This is a genomic window from Paenibacillus sp. FW101-FHT12H11 (assembly GCF_058790355.1).
This window is the reverse complement of the sequence record NZ_JBYTCO010000001.1, coordinates 480567-500878: the sequence shown is the minus strand read 5'-3', so window position 1 is coordinate 500878 and position 20312 is coordinate 480567. Positions and strand designations below refer to the sequence as shown.

Sequence of the window (20312 nt, the reverse complement as noted above, 5' to 3'; positions counted from 1 at the left end):
TCAACACGCTTCCTATTTTAGGTGTAAACGAAATTAAAGCGAATACAAAAAAAGCATCAAACTGTTAAAAATACGAAGCAATTCTCTTAAGTGCTCATGCGGCTCCCGTTCCGATAATCCGTTGGTGTGAAGCCTGTATACTTTTTAAAGCAGACGCTAAAATATTGAGGATTGCTGAATCCAACCCTGTATGCAACCTCATAGGATTTGCAGTCTTCCCGACTCATTAAACTCAGTGCTGATTTCATGCGAACTTCCAACAAATAATCGGAGAAGACCTTATTGCCCACTTTTTTAAAAATGGAACTCAAATGGCCGGCGCTTACATTTACATAATCAGCAACTTCCTGCAAGGATAATTCTTCACGGTTATAATTATCTTCAATATATTTGTGTGCTTTATTCAGCAGTTGCTTTTGATGGCTATCGCGCCGGGAACAAATTTCTGCTAGTAACTCGAGCAAAAACTCTTGAATCGTAGAGAATACTTCTTTCGAGGTTGTCAATGTTTGAAGATTCGTACAAAAGTGGGTGAACCCGCCGAACTTCAACTCCATCTTCCATGTATGAATCCACTCCCAGAACTCACGATACAGCAATAGTGCAATCTCTGTCCCCAGTATATGTATATCCTGCAGAGGCACGATCTTCCGGTTAACAATGTCTTGTTCCAATTCTCTAATAATTGCAAGTGATTCCTCTTTCATACCCAATTTTACTCTCACAAGAAGTTCATCCTTCCAGCCTTCCAGAACAGTCGTTTCAACTGGGGGTTGAAGATCAATATCCCTCGCAATCAACACCTGATTCGTGCCGACAATGTGCCGGTACTCCAGTATCATTTTCGCTTCCAAATAAGAGCGCCGAAGCGAAATCGGATTCTCGTAGATAGGTCCGACACCGATCGTAACCGTTGTTTTCAAATATCTTTCAACATTTTTACAAATTTCCTCCATCATCTCTCGAATTAGTTGTTTCTTCATCTCCGTATCAGCTGAAACCCCGAAAGCGATTACAATTTCTTCGCCGTCATAATGAAAAATATGGCATTGTTCTAGATCTGCCGTCATTTCCTGAATAATATTGCTTACGCAGTACCTTAACATCTCTTGCCCATATCGATTCCGAACTTTAGGAAAATGGTAATCGTCCAATTTAACAATACATGTCAAATAAGTAGCTGCCTGCAAGTTAATTTCCAGAAATTGCGCTTCTGCCATAAGCTCGTTTTCATGGAAGCGCCCTGAAATCAGATGCTCCCAGAACAATTGCCGCATCAGCGGCATGCTGTCAGAGATTTGCTTTCGCACCTTGCTCTCGCGTTGATATTCGGCAACAGCCCGTTGCATTGTCTCAAGTAATACTTCATTCTCAAAGGGCTTAAGCACATAGTCGAACACCTTAAGTTTAAGTGCTTTCTGGGCAAACTTAAATTCATCATAGCTTGTCATTAAAACGATTTTCACATCAGGATATTTTGCCAGCAATTGTTCAGCAAGTTCCAGCCCATCGATATGAGGCATTCGAATATCGCTTAGAACAATATCCGGCTTCAGTTCTTCGGCGAATTGGAGCGCTTCTCTGCCGTTTCCTGCCGCCCCAATGAGATGCAACCCATAACTTGCCCAATCGATAGTTTTGCTTAGTCCCCTTCGAATAATAACGTCATCGTCGGCAATAATCAGGTTACGCATAACCATTCCCCTCCCCATCAGCTTTACCTTCATCCTTGCTTTTACGGATTCTGATGGTTACAATTGTTCCTTTGTCGGGATCGCTATCATATTGCAACCCATATTCCGGTCCATACATCATTTGGAGTCTTCTGTGAACGTTGACGATGCCGAAACCAACTTGAACCGGTCTTTTTAGGAGCAATCCTTCCCTGATTTCATTCAATTTCCACGGTTCAATCCCCGCTCCATTATCCTCTACATATAAATAAATATCTTCGTCTGAACTATAGCCCTTGATGCGAATTACCCCCGGCTGCTCACCCTTCTTGATCCCATGGTAAATTGCGTTCTCAACAATAGGTTGCAAAGTCAACTTTACAATGGATTGACTCAAAATTTCATGATCGACATCAACCTTATATTGAAATAAATCCCCGTATCTCATTTGCTGTATAAACAAATACATTTGGACTTGTTCCAATTCCTGATCGATGGTAATAACTTCTTCTCCTTTGCTGATGGAGATTCGAAAGAAGGTCGACAAGGCTGAGATCATCCTGCTGGCATCCCTTGATTCGCCCATATCACAAAGCTGTTTGATAGAAAACAACGTATTATACAAAAAATGCGGTTGTATTTGCGCTTGCAATAAGGAGATTTCAATCTGTCTCTTCACTTCTTGTTCGACCTCAACCTGATGTAAGAGAGTTTTGATTCTTTCAACCATTTCTTGCAACCCGTGATTTAGCGTATCCATTTCGTATTGCGGCCAACGTTGTACATTCACATTCAGATTGCCTTCCCGAATGTGATTGATTTGCTTTGTTAAATGTTTGATCGGCCTTGAAATGTATCTGGCTAGAAGATTGGAGTACATGATTGCAAATATGAGTGTGGCCAACATCACTACAATGCTGACATATTTGATATAATTCACCTTGCTGAGCAGTTCTTCTTCGGGATAAACGGCAGCAATCTTCCAACGATTCACACCTACTGTTTCGTAAATCACAACCATGTTCGAGCCGTTGTTATTTTTGACATCCATTCGGCCTCTTGCATTTGGCGCATGCAGCAGTTTTTCCTGAAGCTCATCTTTATCGAGATCATATTTATCCGCTACCGGCTTAAACCGCATAATGCCATCAGGACTTTGCAGAAATAAATAGCCGTTATCACTAATTTTAGGTGAGTTCAAAATTTTATAAAAAAAGCTTTCTTTGATGTTAACAATAAACACGCCCTGCGGTGCTGTCCCCTTTATGCCCAACCATGTATAAAAGCTGGCAACCATCGGGCTGCTGAAGTCTCCTGATGGAAGGTCCCTTGTATGTATATTTTTCCAAAAGACTGTTTCAAAGGAGCTTTCGCTGCTTCGCTTTAAATAAGATGCACCAGGAAAGTTCTGAAGTGGAAAGAAACGATCTGTTCTAGCAAAGGAAATGGACTCATTGTTATACCATAGAACAACAGAGTCGACCATGTCATAGTAATCATTTGTAAAAATTTGATTCGTTGCCTGGTTCAACGCAATATAATCCGACGGACCCAGAGTAAAATCTGGCTCCTCGGATGCAATTAAGGTTTGAGTCAGCTCCTTACTGCCTGATAAGTTGACAACCGCTGCTAATAATACGCCAAGTCGGTCGTCCAGGTAGTTTTTCGTTTGGAAAACGGTATCATAAATGTTGTCGTAAGCATTCGACTTCAACTGCTCTGCGGATAAAATGTAGGAGACAACGCTGGAGGAAACAACTAAAAAGATAAGACCTGGAATTAGTCTCCATAGAATGGTAGATGTAATAGACCGTACCTTTTTCATGTTATCGCCTCCACCGTTAGTAATCTCATTCAAAGACTTCTAGCACGATTACAAGACTTTCCTTTATTTTTTTATCATTTTATCATAATCTTGCTTTGATTTTTCTATAGCTTTCGCCCAACCGTTTAAAAACTCTTCCGCTGTCATCGTTCCTGAGAGTACCTTTTGAAAGTTTGGCTCCAGTTGCTGCGTGAGCAATCCTGCATAATCAGGTAAATAAACAGGAACATCCAGTACTTTGGTGCTGCTGTCCGCCAGAATTTTGGAACCTTCTTGAAGATGCTTAGAGTTCTTTACATAATCGCTGGTCATGGAATCCTGATTCGTCGGCATTTGTCCAATGTTTTGATTCCAATAGGTCTGCATGTCGCTGGAAGCCAGGTAGCTTAACAGTTGGAACGCTTCCGCCGGATGCTTCGAATTCTTGAAAATGCTGTATCCGTTAGGCTGCGTAATCACAACTTGTTTGCCATCCACCGATTTGGGCAGCAGCACGCCTGCTAGTTTATCTTCTCCAAGTGCCTTCAGATTGTCGTTGTAGGAACCGAAATTATGTTGCACGATAGCCGTTGCACCGCTTCCAAATTCCGCAACCATTTCTTTGTATCCATTGGTAATGTCGCTAGTAGGCGTGTTCTTCTTATACAATGCTGCATATTTCTTCAAGAATTCGACGTTTTTCGGATCGTTAACTGTGGATTTGCCATTCTGATCAAAATAATTAGGTATACCGGAGTATGAATACATAACCGTTGTTAATTGGTTGATACTACCTGTCCCGCCGCGCATCGAATAGCCAAACTGACTTTTCCCTGCATCCGTCAGCTTTTCGACATCCTTGAAAAAATCATCCCACGTTCCAGGAGGATTTAATCCGGCTTGTTTGAGCAAATCCGGCCGATACCAGAACAAATCCATATAGAGCGTATTCGGCAGCATATACAGCTTTTTATCCGGCACCAGCGTACGAATAAAATTGACAACGGAAGGAATCATCTTATCCTTATCCGACCATTTATCAAAATACGGATCGAGCGCAAGCAGTGCGCCTTTAGCTGTGAAATCAGATACATAATTATTAGCTACGGCGCCAACATCGGGCGTATCATTCGAAGCAATGGCGACATCAAATTTCTGTTTATAGGATTGCTGTGGAACTCCGACATATTCAACGTGTATGTTCGGATATTTTTCTTCGAATTTCTTAAACATTTCCTGATAAAACGGCGTTCGGTTCGGCCCTGCATTATCATCCCAGAAGGTTAACGTAACTTTCTCTTTGCTCGCAGGTGCTGCACTTTCAACTGGCTTAGCTTGAGAATCTGTTCCGTTACCTGCTGTATCCTGTTTTGTCCCGCACCCAGCAATCGTCATAGAAATGCAAGTCATGGCCAAAGCTATCTTCATCCATTTCAAAGTAAATCCCACCTTCTATATTTTTGGGTTATATGATGAATCCCCGTTTAAAGGAGTACATCCGAAATATTAGCCTTTGACAGCGCCCGCCGCCATTCCCTGAACCATATATTTCTGAACAAAGGCGAACAACACAACGACCGGGAGCAAGGAAATGACACTGCCTGCCGCAAGTGCGCCGTAGGCCATGTTAAATTCGCCCTGCATATAACGCAAACCGATTGGCAGGGTAAAAAACTGCGGTTTGTTAATGAGCATCAATCCGAAAAGAAATTCGTTCCATGCCCCGATAAACGTAAATACCGTGGTGGCAACAATACCGGGCAGCAGAATGGGGAAGATGACCAAAAATACCGCTTTCAATCGGCTGCAGCCGTCTACCATTGCCGCTTCCTCCAATTGCTCCGGGATGTTCGTAATAAATCCGCTCATCAGGATGGAGTTAAATGGAAGCTGAAATACACTATAAGTGATAATCAAACTAAACGGGTTGCTCGTCATACCTAGCGTTTTGAAAATGAGGAAAAGCGGTATGAGCAGCATGGCACCTGGGATAAACTGAGTACAAAGCAGCATAAGAAGAAAGGCGTTTTTGCCATAGAATCTGAATCGACTTATGGCATAACCGGTAAGCACAGAGAGAAGAAGTACAATAAGCACGGTAAACATGGAGACGAACAAGCTATTTTGGAAAAATTTCGAGAAGCCGACTGCATTCCAGGAAATCCCGTAGTTCTCCAGAGTAAAAGTTTTGGGCCAATACACAATAGGCCGTTTGATGATATCTGTTTCCCGTTTAAAGGAGGTTACGATCGTCCAATAAAAAGGGAGCAAGGTAAACAGCATGGCCACCAACAGGGGCACATACAGCGTAAACGTGCGGTCCAATTGTCTAAGCATCATACTCTTCATTTACTTATCTTCCTTTCCAAAACCGCTCAACTTCAGATAACTGCTTGCAAAAATCATTAAAATAAGGAATCCAATTACCGTCAAAGCAGATCCATAACCAAAGTTTTGGGCGACAATGGCTTGATTGGCTACATACATGGTCATGGTCATCGTATGATTCGCAGGTCCACCATTCGTCATAGTGAAAATCAAATCGACATTATTAAACTCCCAGACTGCTCGTAGCAGCGTCGATAAAATAATAGAATTCTTTAGAAATGGCAAGGTAATCTGAGTAAATGCTCTCCAGCGACCTCCACCATCCACCTTGCACGACTCGTATAATTCAGAGGGAATGGTCTGCAACGCTGCAAGCATGGTGATGGTAAAAAACGGAATACCTCTCCACAACTCCGCTAGAACAATGGAGAAAAACACCCAATTCGTGTCTCCTAACCAAGCAATCGGGCTGTGAATGAGATGCAAGCGCGTCAGCAAGTCATTCATCATGCCATTGTGCTCGCTGTAGAGGAATGACCACATGGTGGCTGTGATGACGCCTGAAATGGCCCAGGGAATGATAGCAGCCGTTCTGAAGAAAGCGCGAAGACGAAATGCTTGATTAAGTACCAATGCAACTAATAAGCCAAAGACGAGTTGGAGCGTCACTTCCACAAGCACCCATTTTGCAGAAATCCATAAACTTTGCAGAAATAGCGGATCATCCGTAAATACTTTCACAAAATTATCCAAGCCAGCGAAGCTATTATAAAAAGGCTTACTTGGATTGTAGTTCAGGAAACTGAAATAAAAAACGTTAAGCATCGGATAAAACAAAAACGATACGATCAGCAACACGGTAGGTGCGATAAACAGATAGGGAATCCATTGAATGCGCTCCCTTCTTCGCACAGATGCATGGGGGTAATTGGATACCACGTCTGCCTTTGCTTTCATCATCCTGTACATTCACTCCTTTTCATGACCTTATTGTAGTAGATTGATGGCCCTGAAAGGAATGTAATATACTCATCATATTGTTTAAAATTATCTGCATTGACAAATTCGAAATCACCGCATTCGATGCTCAAAAGGATGGAGGAATCCCCCATCCTAATTGAATTTTCACTTTTCGTTATGCCTCACGCTTTATACCTTTGATTTGGTTCGAGGCTTTACTTCAAGCTTCCAACCATCTTCTTATAATCCTCGTATTGCTTTTTGGAAATTTCGATTGCATCCTTGCCTAAGAACGCTTTATCCTTATTCGTTTCGTACCAATTCTTATACCACTCTTCTACCTGGGCACCGCCAGCTTTGCTCCAAGCATCTTGTGCATCTTTCAACGCTTGGTTGATCGAATATTTCTCGCCGCTCACAATCGCCTTCAGCCAAATATCGCCAATTGCCTTGTCTGTGTTTGTTTCAATGATATTAAGATCCTTCGATGGTGTCGGCATATGTTCGGAAATGGTCAATTCCGGGTAAGAACGGTCAAAATTCAAATACGTTTTAAAGAAATCATCCTGGAACTTCTGATACTCTTCCTTCCGCGGATCACTCTTGAACTTGATCAGTGGTGCATCGCATTTGGTGTAAGGGGCTGCACTCTGCAGCATCCGCATATCAACGGTCAGATCCGTCACTTCTTTTTTCTGCTTAGCCGCATCCAAAACTTCGGGACACCCTTCCGTGACCTTGTAATTCGTTCCCTCGATGCCAAGTTCGAGTGTTTTCCCTGTCGTTTCCTTACTTAAGAAATCGACATACTTGATCACGGCATCCGGATTTTTGGCCGTTGCGCTAATGGCTGCCGTCATTTGTACAGGGTTCGAAAGTGTCGGCATGAAAGCGCCAAACGGACTTGTTGGATATGGGAGGAAGTCAACCTCCGCTGTCGAAACGTTTTTCTTTAATGGATCAATAACCCCGATTTTCTCAGTGATCGGATCCGGGTTTAAGAATCCGTAAATGCCGGTCTTGCCGTTAATGAAATCCTGTTTGGCTTTGGCGCCATTCGTATCGTTAACGAAGTCTTTATCGATCAGACCTTCATCAAACAATCGCTTAGCTAACGTATAGTATTCTGTGGAGCGATCCCAATTCAGTACTAGTTGGTTATCCTTGACTATCCATTTGGACATGCCGCCGAACATCTGTCTTAAGCTATATGCGGAATTGCCGCTCAGGGAAATACCGTACGTATCTCTCTTTCCATTTCCATCCGGATCTTGCTCCGTGAATGCTTTCAGCACCGTATATAATTCTTCTGTCGTCTTCGGCATAGACAGGTTCAGCTTCTTCAACCAGTCGGTACGAATAAATAACCCCCGGTTTGGCCCGCCACGGTTAATTCGACCGAAATAGTAAAGTTTACCATCATCTTTCGTGCCGGCTTTTTTAAGCAAGGGATTGTCCTTTAGTAATTTTTTATAATCGGTGCTATACTTTTCGATCAAATCATCGAGAGGCATGAACTGCTTTTGCTGCTGCAGCGGATCTCTGGCTTTCGGATTGAATTCGAATAGCAGATCCGGCGCGCTGCCTGAGGCGTACAGGACATTAATCTTTTCCTCTGGCTTCGTCCGCGGAATCGCGACGAATTTCACATTAGCCGGACCGTTATCGTTAATCCATTTGGTCCAAGCGTTGTTTTCGATCGTGCCGGCATCCGGAGATACTGCGCCCCGATCGTAAATCGATACGGTTATATCCTTCTTGGGCGCTTCCGATTTTCCTTCTCCAGCTTTCTTGCCATCGCTCGAGTTCGATGCGCAGGCGGCCAGTACAGTCAGGCCAGATAGCGAAAGCGCCAACAGTGCGGTTAGTTTCAATTGTTTTTTCATTTGGAAACCCCTCTCGATTATGGATGATCTATGATTTCAAGCCTAGCCCTTTACGGACCCTAACATGACACCCTTAACAAAATACTTTTGCAGGAAGGGATAAACGAGCAGCATGGGAAGGACCATGATGAGTACCCCCGCCGCTTTCAGCGATTCCGGCACAACATCCACAGTGACGCCTGAGGTGGCACCGCTGTTGACCAACTCCTGCAGCAGGTTCTGGCTTTGAATCATTTTCTGGATGAGCACGGTCATGTTAAACTTGCTCGTATCGTTAATATAAATCAAAACATTCATAAACATGTTCCAGTAGCTGACACTGTAGAATAACGTTATTGTCGCAATGACCGGCATGGACAGCGGCAAGACGATTCTCATCAGATAAGCCATCTCCGAACAACCATCAATTCTGGCTGCATCATCGACTTCACTCGGAATGTTCTCGAAGAACGTTCGCATGACGAGCAAATTGTAAGTGCTGATAAGCGCCGGCAACCAGAGCGCAAAGTAGGAGTTCATCAATCCGAGCGATTTCACGACTAGGTAAGTCGGAATTAGTCCTCCGGAGAACAGCATCGTAAATACCATGGCTAAGGTAAAGAAGCGACGGCCGTAGAATATGCCTCTGGAGATGGGGTACGCGGTCATAATTGTTACGGTCATACTTAACGTTACACCAACAATCGTAATGATGGTGCTGTTCTGCAATGCGGAAAGAATGCGCGTTCCTTGGATCATAGAAATGTAGGCTTCGATATTCCACCCTATTGGATAAAAGGTTACCTTACCAGAAGCAATCGCATGCGTATCGCTGAGTGAGACGGCAATTGTGTTAATAAGCGGAAATAGACAGGTGATGCCTAGCAGCGCCAGGATGATATAATTAGCTGTATAAAACCACTTTTCTCCTACGGTCGATTTCATTTGTATATTCCCCCTTTACCAAAGCCCCTTGTCGTATTTACGAGCTAATGCATTCGCCGTTAAGACAAGGATCAGACCGATGATGGATTCAAATAGTCCCATTGCCGCCGTCAAGCTGAATTGTGCTCCTTGCAGACCGATTCGGTACATGAAGGTGCTGATGACATCCGCTACATTCGACACCGTCGGATTCTGAAGAATATAGACATGGTCGAAGCCCACTTCCATCAATCGGCCCATGGCCAAAATAAACATCAGAACAATCGTCGTACTAATTCCGGGAAGTGTTACATGACGGATTTGCTGAAACTTGTTTGCCCCTTCCAGACTAGCCGACTCGTATAAGCTAGGATCAATGGAGGTTAATGCCGCCAAATAGATGATTGCGCTGAAGCCCATCTCTTTCCAGATGCCGGAGCCGACATAAATCGTAATCCATGATCCAGCGTTGAACAGGAATGGGAACGGCTCCCCTAACAAGCTTTTTAAGACATGATTGATCGTGCCCGATTCCGTTGAAAACAAAGTTAGTACAAAACCGCCGATAATGACCCAGGAGAAGAAATGGGGCAGGTAGACAATTGTTTGAATGGTCCGTTTGTACCATGTCTTTTTAACTTCGTTTAACATAATTGCCAGGAGAATAGGAAAGGGAAACCCGACAAACACATTCAGTATGCTGAGGATAATCGTATTACGAATGATGCCGACGGTCTGAGGCTGCTTAAAAATCGTATCGAAATTCTTAAAACCGACCCATTCACTTCCAAAAACGCCGTCAAAAAAATTATAATCCTTAAAAGCAATAATCAAACCACCCATTGGCGCATATTTGAAAATCGCAAAAAAGAGGAGGCCCGGGATAAACAGGAGCATTAAGGGAATGTTCGCTTTCCATCTTCGCCGGCGGGATGCCTGCCTCATGCGTCGCTGCAATTCCGCGCTGGATTCGGGTGCTGCTGTAACGGAGTTTGTGGACATTGGTGCGGTTGACATAGATTGCAAAGCTCCTCTCAGGTTGTTGACTTATCTCTATTATATAAGGGCTGTCCTGAGCAAGCCTTCGATATTTACGGCGTTATCTTAGAAATTCACAGAAAAAAAGAGGCATCGGCATTCTGCCGGCCTCTCCATTCTCATTTATTAAGCTGGTGCATCTTGCGGTATTCGGTGGGAGGTTTACTTACTACCTGTTTGAAAGCAGTCGCAAAATAGTTGGAGTCTGTGTACCCTACCGCTTCTGCAATCTCTGAAACCTTCATGTCTGTGTTGGTTAGCAGCATCTTAGCCTTATCAATTCGGAAACGCGTTAAGTACGACGTGAAGCTTTCACCGGTTTGCTTTTTAAACAAGTTGCTAAAATAGTTCGGATTCAAATGCATCTGGGATGCTACGCTAACTAAGCTGCATTCCTGTTCGTAATGCTGTTCAATGTACCGTATCGTCCTTTCGGCCAATCTACTGTTGCGTTCCTCTAGCCAACTAGCCAGCGTTTGCTCCATCACCGCAATGCGTTCCATAACCCATTCGCCGACTTCTTCCCTTGATACCATTAAGCGGAGCTTTTGAATTTCCGTTCCGATATCCCAATCTTGCGCTGCAGCAATCTCTTTGCGCAACACCTCGCGGATTGCCAATGCCAAACAAAGCGCGTCTGCTCGGCACTGTGGCATTGAAGCGTGCGGATCTTCCCAGAACCTTTGACATAAAAAAGCGGACAACTCTGCATGTCGGCCCAATAGCAGGAAAGAGGTAATTTCTGCTTGGACCGTGCGTACCTTGGTTTCATCGACGGTTCCCGGTGCAGGAGTAACCGCCGCGTCTGTACCAGAGGCTGTGACCTCATCTGTTTCCCTTCCTAATGCAAGCGGGCTTCCCGTAAGAGTAGACATGGACGCAGGCGCTTCCAATTCGTGACGTCTGTACATCGAACTGACTTCCTCCGCTGAACTGACAAGTCCTAGTGACAGAGTCGTGAGTGAGATTCCCAGTAAGCGCTGTACTGTTTCACATAATTCTTGAAAGAAACGAACATGATCAGAAGCTGGCTCCGTAAAAAAGGCAAATCGGCCGTACTCGACCGTGATCCAACGACCTAGAGAGCCGCTCGATTCCAGCAGTTCTTCTATAATATTCACCACGGCAAATTGCAGCAGCGTCCCATCCTCGGGTCGATACTCTTTGCCTTCCGGCAGAAAGGTATCGACGCAAACTAACCAGAAGACATGTCCTTCAAGCAATTCCTCGGGCCGCAGAACTTCTCCTCCTGCAAGCGGAGGAAGTCGCAGCAGTGTGGCACGAACAGCATGATCTTCTCGCACGCGAAGCGCCCTGCGCTCCTTTTCCTGGTACTCGGATTTTTCCAGGAACTGTGTGTACGCCTGCCGAAGCACACCACAAATGTCATCTTCAGGGCACGGTTTAAGCAGAAATTCCTTAACGCCATAACGAACCGCAGCCTGCGCGTATTCAAAGTCCCGGTACCCTGTCAAGATGATGACCATCGTGTGCGAACAGTGCTCCCACACATAATTCGCCAGCTCCAAACCGTCCATAATCGGCATTCGGATATCGCTAATAATTAAATCAGGCTTCGCCTGCGCCAGTTTGTGGATGGCTTCCCTTCCATTGCCGGCTTCGCCTGCAACGACCCACCCCAAATCATTGGACTCAATCAGCTTGGTCAATCCTTTGCGGATTAATGGCTCATCGTCGACGATCATGATGGATCCTCTCATTCTACTCCCTCTCCCTCCTAAGACTCTCAATTAGGCAAATCCAACTCATCATCTTTCGTTAGTGGGAGCAGTAACCGGAAAGTTGTACCCGAACCAAGCTTGGATTCAATCTGTACACCGTAAGGCTCCCCGTACAGTAAATTCAGTCGGCGGATAACACTCCGAATGCCGATATGAATGCGCCTTCTTTTTTTCATTCCCTCTTCCGATCGCCACGTACTCCCCAAGGATTCACTTGTAAAACCAGGGTTATCTGCGGATTGCCAAATCGCATTCAGCTGATCTTCGGCGATTCCTTTGCCGTTGTCTATAATTTCTATTACGATAGCTTCTAGTTTGTCCTCTTGTTCCCTATACTTAACTGTACCCCGAAATGCCCGAATAATCAGCGCTTGACCAGTCGCCATTTCCGTAAACGCGTGCATGAACACATTCTCGACAAGCGGCTGTAAAATTAACCGTGGTACCGGCAGTTGTTCAATACTTTCCTCCAGTTGAGCAACTGTTTCTAGCTCGTGTCCGAACCTGTGAGTCTGGATCGTCAAATAGTTGCGAATTTGCGTAAACTCGTCACGTAATGTCGTAGGCAGGTCAACCGGCTCCAAGGCATAGCGCAGCATATCCGAGAGCGATACCACCAGCTTAGCTGTTTCGTGGTCATCTTGTAAGTACAACTTCCAATAAATAGTATCCAACGTGTTATGCAAAAAATGCGGGTTCAGCTGTGCCTGAATCGCCGTAAGTTCCGCTTCACGCTCACTCAATTGACGCTCATATACTTCCTTTACCAACTTATCGAGGTTCTCCGCCATCGCGTTAAAACTATGTGCCATAAAGCCCAGCTCATCATCGCTGCGGGTCTCCAACCGAATCTGAAAATCCCCCTCACGCATTCGCCGCATACCTTGAACTAACCGATGAAGCGGCCTAAACAGTCGATTGCCTGTCCAGAACACCAAGAGCCCTGCCAATGCGACACTGATAATCCCAATGACAACATTAACCTGAAGAATAATTCCGCTTTTCGATTGCAGGTCATCTAGTGAAACACGGCTGACCAGTGTGAAATCGACTTGTCCAGAACGACTTTTCGAATACAGATACGGATTTCCGTCAACAAGATCCACACTTTTATTCGTAATGCTGCCCGGTTCAGGCACACCGGAGAGCAGATTCATATCGCTGTAAACGAGGTTATCCATTTTATCATACAGGAACACATTGGCTTGCTCATCTTTCACAAGTTCATTCAAGTATTCGGAAATCAGGGATTGATCGAACAGCATGACCATCATGCCGTATTGGTCCTGACTAACCGTCTTCATCTGCCGTGCAGCTGCAAAAAGCTGCCTGACGCCAGATGACGTACTATCACTTGGCAGCTGCAATGGGAACCAGATCAGATTACCAAAAGAGCCCTCCAGTTTTTCCTTGATATCAAAATAAATCTCCTTGCTCAGCCTTGTCGAGGGCGCATTAGCTCCCCCGAAAATAAATCCATTATCCTGTACGTCGTAGAGATACATTGAGAACAACTTCGGCTCATCATATTTAACTTGGTACAACAAATTGTTCAGCTCATCTTGGTCAGATAACTGCGTATATGTCTCCCTTTTCTCCGACTGTGCCGATCGTTTCAATACCTGCTCCACATAAGGATGGAACACAATAAAGTTTGAAATTTTATAAATGTTGCGAATTTGTAGATCCAGACGGGCAGCAGCTTGTTCGTTTGTCTTGGAAAATTGCGTGCTGATTTCTTCCGTAAACAAATGCAAATGAATTTTATACGTAATATAACCGGAAACAGCAAACGTAATCATCATGACGACGCCTAAGCTGATAATCAATTTTCGCGAGAAGCTTTTTCGCATAACCAATTTCTATCCTCCCGCTCTCGTATAGAAGACTGAATTGTCTGCCCTAAGTTTACTCTAATTCAATTAAGCGCGCCTCTGTTATTTGTAGAGATATCTTTAAAAATAACAGGATTTCTAAGCTCCTTGCCGAGCAAAACTCCAAAAACTAAAAAAGCCGCATTATAAGCGGCATTAACACATCATTTCTAACATTTTAAATGCATAACGTTTACCCAAAATCCGTTGACTCTCCGAATTAAAATGGGTATTATCACCGATTGAGCCTGTTCCTTCACTGCTTACATAAGCTGAATTTGCAATTTTATCTGAAATTTTAACAATCAAAGTCGTATTAAACAGCTCATATTTGCTGCCGGGAAGCAATTGTCCTGCAATAAATGGCACCTCGCTAGCACCTACACCTAATTCAGACCTTAGATCTTTAACAAACAGTTCCAAATGCTCGATATAATAGTCATTATACCGATCCGCTTCTCCTTGGTGCCATAAAATCCCTTTCATTTGGCCATAATCCATTGCTACCTTGGTTCTTCTTACGGCTTCCTCGAACAATCCCGTGCCAGCTTCCTTCTGCCATTTGGCAATGCTGGTATCTCCTACTGCATTGGAGATAATGCCAATCTCTGCATGAGGGACTCGTTCGGCGATTACCTTTGAAAAGGGTAGTACTAGACTTAAACCGTTTTTTTTGCTCGCAACTTCGACCGTTGAGAAACGATTGAACCCTTGATGTCCTTGAATGCCATATTCCCCTGTTTGCGCAGGCTCCCATTGATCGTTGTTATTCAACAAGTAGACTCTTTCTATGATTCCCTGATCTTCTTCTTCAATTGGAGCTCTGCCTGCCATGTTCGACTGACCGATACACAAGTACAAATGCAAGTCTTTATTGAAGTTGCGGCGATGAACCGGCACCTCTGCAGTCCGCTCGGAAAATGGGCTGTCGATCGTTCCTGGCTTGAGGGTCATCAGTGAAGCGCTGCCTGAAACAACAATACTGGACAAATTCATCACACCTCTTTAACGTCTAATATGCAAGCCTAGGGCAGGCAAACTTCCTTTTGCCTGCCCTAGGCTCACGAAAGCTTAATACACCTTTACTGCATCGACATAGCCTACACTATTGTTGGCACTGTCTTTGTAAAATTTTAACTTACTAATGTTGTTAACCGGTGTACGGAAGGTTTTATTAGTAAGAACCGGGGTGCTCATATCATTCATGTATAGATCGAATTTATCTGTATTCGTATTAAGTACGATTTTAAGAGTATACCATGTTCCGGAAGTATAGGTCTGTATGTTATTGTGCATGCCATCGTAATATACTTTGATTTTGCCATCGGTAGCCATGTTAAGACTAAATGCGATATTATCGTTGTCATCAACAATAAATGGTGCGGAAAAATTCTTTGTCGTAGAATCATTTCGAAGTTTAGCCTCAATCGTCACTATTCCGTATAAAGGAGAAAAAGTTGTTGAGAGCTCGTCCTTCGTTCCCGAGGTCGTGGAGGTCCGGTTTATTTTGACGCTTTTATCCGTTGCACTTGGAACCTCAGCGACTGCAACACTCCCCGTTGTCGAAGTTTCTGCACTCCAGCTTGTTGGAATACTGCCAGTTGCTGTGCCGTCAAATTGCTCATTGAGAACACTACTTTTAAAAGTAATATTCGATGTATTAGAATTTGCTGAAATATTCCCTCCCGACAAGGTGGTAATGGTATTGCCAGCTATTTTAAGCCTTTTAAAGGTTACATTATTTATTTTTGCTGATGCATTTTTGCCATTTATGGATGATCCCTTACTTTGCTCGAAGCTGACACGACTCACTTCAACATCATTCACTGAATTGTAAGCAGTACCAGTAATCTCAAAACGCATATTTTCTTTTAGTACTTTTTCGACTCGAATGTCCACGAAATGAATTTGCTGATACAATCCGGTGCCATCTTCATGCATAATGCTTAATCCAGCATCATCCGCCAAAATAATGTCCATATTCTCAAACCATACATTGCTTAAGAGCGACCTTGACTGTAATCCCGCCTTCACGCCACGTCCTTGATTCGTCCAAGCAATAGAGTTTTTAAAGTGAACGTTATAAATATCGTCTGTAGCAATGTTCGCTTTTGCACAATAAGCATCGTCTCCTGTATAAACAAAAGCTTTATCGACAACGGCATTATAACTTGATGAAATATCAATACCGTCGTTTTGCTTCCAGTCTGTTGCATTGAGTACCTTGACATTCGTTAACACAATATCATGAGACTTCTCCATGTTGACCGTCCATGTCGTTGCATCCTTGATCATTACACCTTCAATTTGAAGATTCGAGGCATTAAATGATTTGAGTGCATTTCTGCGATACTGGCTTTCTACAGCGGTAGCGGCCGCAGGCGCCAGTTCTCTGCCATTCGTGTCGATGATCCCTCGCCCTCTTATATTTACGTTTGAAGCATCTAAAATATAGATAAATGGAAGTATTTTGGCCACTTCCGGAGCATCTGAAGTAGAATAAGGAGCCCAGTCGCCGGTGTAGTCATTAATGTTTCCAGAACCTCTTAACACAGCGCCTCCTTCCAAGTACAACGTGACATTCGATTTTAGGTATACTCCAGTAAGTTTATAGACTCCTGACGGCACATAAACGGTACCGCCTCCGGCAGCTGACGCATTATCTACGGCAAGTTGAATAGCGCTAGTGGATAGAGTATTCCCTGTACTATCCGCATTATAAGGTGAATTCTTAATATTATAGATTCCCGTTCCGGAAGATGAAGGTACATTACTTTCAAGCGGATCTGCTAGTATAACAAGGTTTTCCAAGGAGTTAATCTTGACAATGATATAATAAGGTTGTGCAATGGCTCCCTGTGTCAGAGTGAAGGTCAAATCATTGCCGCTCTTCGTTGCAGATATACCAAAGCTGTGGGGTGAAATATCAAAAGTTGAAATTGTTTGGGTTTTCGAGGTTACCTTGAATACGCCAGTTCCCGAGAAAGAGACATGTGCGTAGTGGTAATCTTTATAATCCGTCACTTCTACCGAAGTAGAATCCACAGCCAAAGAGAATAAGCTGCTCGTCGCCGTGTAACCTGCCTTAGGATAGGTTACCGTAGTGGCAGCACTTGCATTTGTCGGATTGACGATCATCACCACAACGACCGAGAAAAATAAAAGGCAGACTAACATAAGATCCACTGTCCTTCTCATTCCATTCATAACAACGCCTCCTTAGATTTTGTTTATGAAAGGGGTTTTTCTTATGCCCCTGTCCTAATTCTAAAGAGTAAGTTCATTAAAAAATATCCGCAGCTTAACATAAAATGTTGTTTCTATCACTTTATTAAGCGTTTCCAATATGATATATATAGTAATCGGATACAAAATAATTTTAAGAGCAACCGCTTGGAGGTGTCCCCCTTGAAACGTTATCCTGTTTTTCAAAAGTTCAATCTAGATCGAACACCTTATAAATTACATTCGCGTGATATGACCAGCGGTGTTGATGGGATATGGGATAAAAGTCATGCTCACCAAGGCATGGAGTTCGTCTACGTTCAACAAGGCGAGGGCATAGCCATGATTGAACAACACATTATTCCTATTAAACCCGGTACACTATTTTATTTTCAACCCTTTCAACTACATCGCATGACGATTCATTCGTCGATGAATGCCCCCTATATCCGCTCTAAAATCCTCTTTGAACCTGAAACATTTTATCCACTATTTCAGCACTTACCTCTTCTGCAAAAATTTTATGTCAAACTGTGGAAGGAACAACTCCCTATCCAAGCCATCGATTTATCCGAGCAAAGAGATGCGCTAGACTACCTTTTCGAACAATTCAAACCAAATAAAACCTTATCCATCGAGGAGCAACAGGAACGTTTCTCCATCCTGCTGATCTGTTTCTTACAATGGTTACAACGCAATTGGAAACACGTTTCGGCGACTCCTACAGAAGCACCCCGTTCCTTAAATCATACAGAGAAAGCTTTTAATTGGATCGAGATGCATTTCCGTGAACCCTTTGATTTGGGAAAAATGGCTGAATCGCTTTATTTAACTCCTCAACACATATCTCGGTTATTCCGTAACTCTACCGGTAGCACGATTTCTGAATATTTGTTAGCCCGTAGATTGCGAGAGGCATGTTTATTCATTTGTACGACTGAACTTCCTATTCAAGAAATTGCCATGCATATCGGCATTCCCAATGTTTCCCGATTTTGTCAAGTATTTAAGCAAAGATTAGGAATGACACCTTTACAGTATCGAGTCGCCAATAACAAGGGGAGATGACGCTCGTCCTGGGCGTACGTAGAAAAGTTATTTACATTTCACCTGTTAACAATATTAGTAAGAGAAAATGTATAAACCAAAAACCGAACCCCTAGTTATTCCAAATCATTGAGCATAAAAGCGACCCACAGCAACGGGGTGTGGGTCAAATTTTATATATTGCTCAGCGAAGTTTAGTCATTATGCTATGCTAGACTAAATTTTAAACTGTGATACAGACCTGTTCAAGAGATCAGCTTGCTCAGCCAGAGATTGACTTGTCGCAGCCGTCTCTTCGGCAGCGGCAGCGGCTTCTTCGCTTGCCGCCGCAATAGATTGCGCAGAGTTAATGACTTCCGATGATTGCGCAGCTTGTTCTTCGCTAGCGGCAGCGATCTCATTTACCATATTGGAAGTCTCGTTCACTCTCTCGACAATTTCTCGGAAAGCGGTTCCTGTTTGTTGCGTCTGAGTGACACTATCCAGTACCGCTTGGACACTTGCCTTGGTATTTTCCTGCATGGTCTTAATAATCGAAGTAATTTGTTTAGTTGCTTCCCCGCTTCGCTCAGCGAGTTTTCTAACTTCATCCGCAACGACCGCAAAACCTCTTCCTTGCTCTCCAGCTCTTGCGGCTTCAATAGCGGCGTTTAAGGCAAGCAGATTCGTTTGTTGAGCAATATCGTCGATAACTTCAATAATCTCTCCGATTTTTCCGGAATCGATTTCCAGAAGCGTGACTTTCTTATTTACAACTTCCATTCCTTCAATTGACGCTTCTAAAACCTTACTTCCAGCCGTCGCTGTGCGAACCGCTTGCGATGACAATTCTGCAGCACCCTCCGCGCTTACAGCTACAGTATTAATGGCATCGGACAATTCTTTGAATAACTCTGTTATAATTTGCGCATCCCTTGATTGAGACGTACTGCCACTTGCTATTTCCTCTGTGCTTGCGGATATTTGTTCAGATGCAGCAGCAACACTTTGTGTAGTTTGAATGATACCTCCTATCAAACTTTGCAGGTTATCTACCATATGATTAATAGAAGCGGAAAGCTGACCAATTTCATCCTTCGTGTTGATATCCGATTTCTGACGAAGATCTCCTTCTGAAACTAACGCAACTATAGTTACCATCTTTCTAAGCGGCCTAACAATGATTTGGGAAATGACAAGACCTAATATAAGGCTAATTATGACCGCCACAATAATAATCACGATGGTGGCTATGCGAGCAGAAGCATAAATGGTATCGGCGCTGTCATTCGTATCTGCCGCAATCTTAATATTCAAGTTGATTAAATTCACTAAACCCTCTCTAAACTTAGACTCAGCTATGTTAAGCGGACCATTTTTAAATGCAGTGAACTCTTTGGGATCATCCAGGTAAGCAAGTTTCAAGGCGGCATCGAATTGTTTGAAGTATTCTGATGTTGCATCATCCAATACCTTAATTGACTCAAGTTCCGGTTTTGTATGCTTTGTATCTCGGTATGTATCTATTTGATGGATAAGATCTTTTCTAAGATCGTTAATTTCTTGGTTATATGTGTCCATCTCTTCCTTTGATTGGGATAGACTGATATCGCGAAGCCGGACTTTTGATTTTTCATAATCAATTTGAGCCGTAGACAATTCCTTGACAGGCATTAAATTATTGTCATACAGGTTTGACGCGATTTGGTTCATCGTTTGCAGATTCAAGATCGCGTAAATGCCTACAAAAGCCAATATCAGAGAAACGATCAAAAATGAAGAAATTAATTTAACAGATGTTTTCAAATTTAAATACCATTTCATAACTTTCACCTCATGTTGTTAGTTGGTTA

At 43.4% G+C, this 20312-nt stretch carries 14 protein-coding genes; 1 reads left to right on the top strand and 13 read right to left on the bottom strand.

The features are described from left to right. Window positions 1-86: 86 nt before the first annotated feature. From AC3WTJ_RS02295 to AC3WTJ_RS02240, 12 genes are all read right to left on the bottom strand, one after another. Complete coding sequence (locus AC3WTJ_RS02295; protein ID WP_492520379.1) at window positions 87-1694, bottom strand: response regulator; 1608 nt, start codon at window positions 1692-1694, stop codon at window positions 87-89. Continuing rightward, window positions 1687-3498, bottom strand: coding sequence for a cache domain-containing sensor histidine kinase (locus AC3WTJ_RS02290; RefSeq protein ID WP_492520378.1), 1812 nt, complete (start codon window positions 3496-3498; stop codon window positions 1687-1689). The genes AC3WTJ_RS02295 and AC3WTJ_RS02290 overlap by 8 nt, the downstream gene beginning before the upstream one ends. Before the next feature lie 63 nt (window positions 3499-3561). Continuing rightward, window positions 3562-4905 carry an ABC transporter substrate-binding protein gene (locus AC3WTJ_RS02285; RefSeq protein ID WP_492520956.1) on the bottom strand — a complete coding sequence of 448 codons (1344 nt, stop codon included), beginning with the start codon at window positions 4903-4905 and terminating at the stop codon, window positions 3562-3564. A 78-nt stretch (window positions 4906-4983) separates the two neighbouring features. Further along, the gene (locus tag AC3WTJ_RS02280; protein WP_492520377.1) at window positions 4984-5826 is read right to left on the bottom strand and encodes a carbohydrate ABC transporter permease; all 843 of its coding nucleotides are present in this window, start codon (window positions 5824-5826) and stop codon (window positions 4984-4986) included. Next, window positions 5827-6765 carry a carbohydrate ABC transporter permease gene (locus tag AC3WTJ_RS02275; protein ID WP_492520376.1) on the bottom strand — a complete coding sequence of 313 codons (939 nt, stop codon included), beginning with the start codon at window positions 6763-6765 and terminating at the stop codon, window positions 5827-5829. Between the two features lie 215 nt (window positions 6766-6980). Then, the gene (locus AC3WTJ_RS02270) at window positions 6981-8651 is read right to left on the bottom strand and encodes a type 2 periplasmic-binding domain-containing protein (RefSeq protein ID WP_492520375.1); all 1671 of its coding nucleotides are present in this window, start codon (window positions 8649-8651) and stop codon (window positions 6981-6983) included. Between the two features lie 42 nt (window positions 8652-8693). Beyond that, complete coding sequence (locus AC3WTJ_RS02265) at window positions 8694-9575, bottom strand: carbohydrate ABC transporter permease (RefSeq protein WP_492520374.1); 882 nt, start codon at window positions 9573-9575, stop codon at window positions 8694-8696. A gap of 15 nt (window positions 9576-9590) precedes the next feature. After that, window positions 9591-10580, bottom strand: coding sequence for an ABC transporter permease (locus AC3WTJ_RS02260; RefSeq protein ID WP_492520373.1), 990 nt, complete (start codon window positions 10578-10580; stop codon window positions 9591-9593). Between the two features lie 131 nt (window positions 10581-10711). Further along, a complete protein-coding gene (locus tag AC3WTJ_RS02255; RefSeq protein WP_492520372.1) occupies window positions 10712-12313 on the bottom strand; it encodes a response regulator transcription factor in 1602 nt (533 codons plus the stop codon). A 26-nt stretch (window positions 12314-12339) separates the two neighbouring features. Further along, window positions 12340-14187, bottom strand: coding sequence for a sensor histidine kinase (locus tag AC3WTJ_RS02250; RefSeq protein WP_492520955.1), 1848 nt, complete (start codon window positions 14185-14187; stop codon window positions 12340-12342). 177 nt (window positions 14188-14364) lie between these two features. After that, a complete protein-coding gene (locus AC3WTJ_RS02245) occupies window positions 14365-15204 on the bottom strand; it encodes a sialate O-acetylesterase (protein ID WP_492520371.1) in 840 nt (279 codons plus the stop codon). A gap of 75 nt (window positions 15205-15279) precedes the next feature. Next, window positions 15280-17415, bottom strand: coding sequence for a glycoside hydrolase family 28 protein (locus AC3WTJ_RS02240; protein ID WP_492520370.1), 2136 nt, complete (start codon window positions 17413-17415; stop codon window positions 15280-15282). Window positions 17416-17616: 201 nt separating this feature from the next. Here AC3WTJ_RS02240 and AC3WTJ_RS02235 point away from each other — a divergent pair, with 201 nt between their 5' ends. Then, a complete protein-coding gene (locus AC3WTJ_RS02235) occupies window positions 17617-18501 on the top strand; it encodes a helix-turn-helix domain-containing protein (protein WP_492520369.1) in 885 nt (294 codons plus the stop codon). A gap of 195 nt (window positions 18502-18696) precedes the next feature. On the opposite strand, the gene AC3WTJ_RS02230 is transcribed toward AC3WTJ_RS02235, so the two are convergent. Then, the gene (locus tag AC3WTJ_RS02230; RefSeq protein WP_492520368.1) at window positions 18697-20283 is read right to left on the bottom strand and encodes a methyl-accepting chemotaxis protein; all 1587 of its coding nucleotides are present in this window, start codon (window positions 20281-20283) and stop codon (window positions 18697-18699) included. Between the last annotated feature and the right edge of the window lie 29 nt (window positions 20284-20312).

Bases quoted from the DNA above. Each gene is read 5' to 3' on its own strand.
- AC3WTJ_RS02295 (WP_492520379.1), bottom strand. From the start codon at position 1,694: ATGCGTAACCTGATTATTGCCGACGATGACGTTATTATTCGAAGGGGA.
- AC3WTJ_RS02290 (WP_492520378.1), bottom strand. From the start codon at position 3,498: ATGAAAAAGGTACGGTCTATTACATCTACCATTCTATGGAGACTAATT.
- AC3WTJ_RS02285 (WP_492520956.1), bottom strand. From the start codon at position 4,905: ATGAAGATAGCTTTGGCCATGACTTGCATTTCTATGACGATTGCTGGG.
- AC3WTJ_RS02280 (WP_492520377.1), bottom strand. From the start codon at position 5,826: ATGAAGAGTATGATGCTTAGACAATTGGACCGCACGTTTACGCTGTAT.
- AC3WTJ_RS02275 (WP_492520376.1), bottom strand. From the start codon at position 6,765: ATGATGAAAGCAAAGGCAGACGTGGTATCCAATTACCCCCATGCATCT.
- AC3WTJ_RS02270 (WP_492520375.1), bottom strand. From the start codon at position 8,651: ATGAAAAAACAATTGAAACTAACCGCACTGTTGGCGCTTTCGCTATCT.
- AC3WTJ_RS02265 (WP_492520374.1), bottom strand. From the start codon at position 9,575: ATGAAATCGACCGTAGGAGAAAAGTGGTTTTATACAGCTAATTATATC.
- AC3WTJ_RS02255 (WP_492520372.1), bottom strand. From the start codon at position 12,313: ATGAGAGGATCCATCATGATCGTCGACGATGAGCCATTAATCCGCAAA.
- AC3WTJ_RS02250 (WP_492520955.1), bottom strand. From the start codon at position 14,187: ATGCGAAAAAGCTTCTCGCGAAAATTGATTATCAGCTTAGGCGTCGTC.
- AC3WTJ_RS02245 (WP_492520371.1), bottom strand. From the start codon at position 15,204: ATGAATTTGTCCAGTATTGTTGTTTCAGGCAGCGCTTCACTGATGACC.
- AC3WTJ_RS02240 (WP_492520370.1), bottom strand. From the start codon at position 17,415: ATGAATGGAATGAGAAGGACAGTGGATCTTATGTTAGTCTGCCTTTTA.
- AC3WTJ_RS02230 (WP_492520368.1), bottom strand. From the start codon at position 20,283: ATGAAATGGTATTTAAATTTGAAAACATCTGTTAAATTAATTTCTTCA.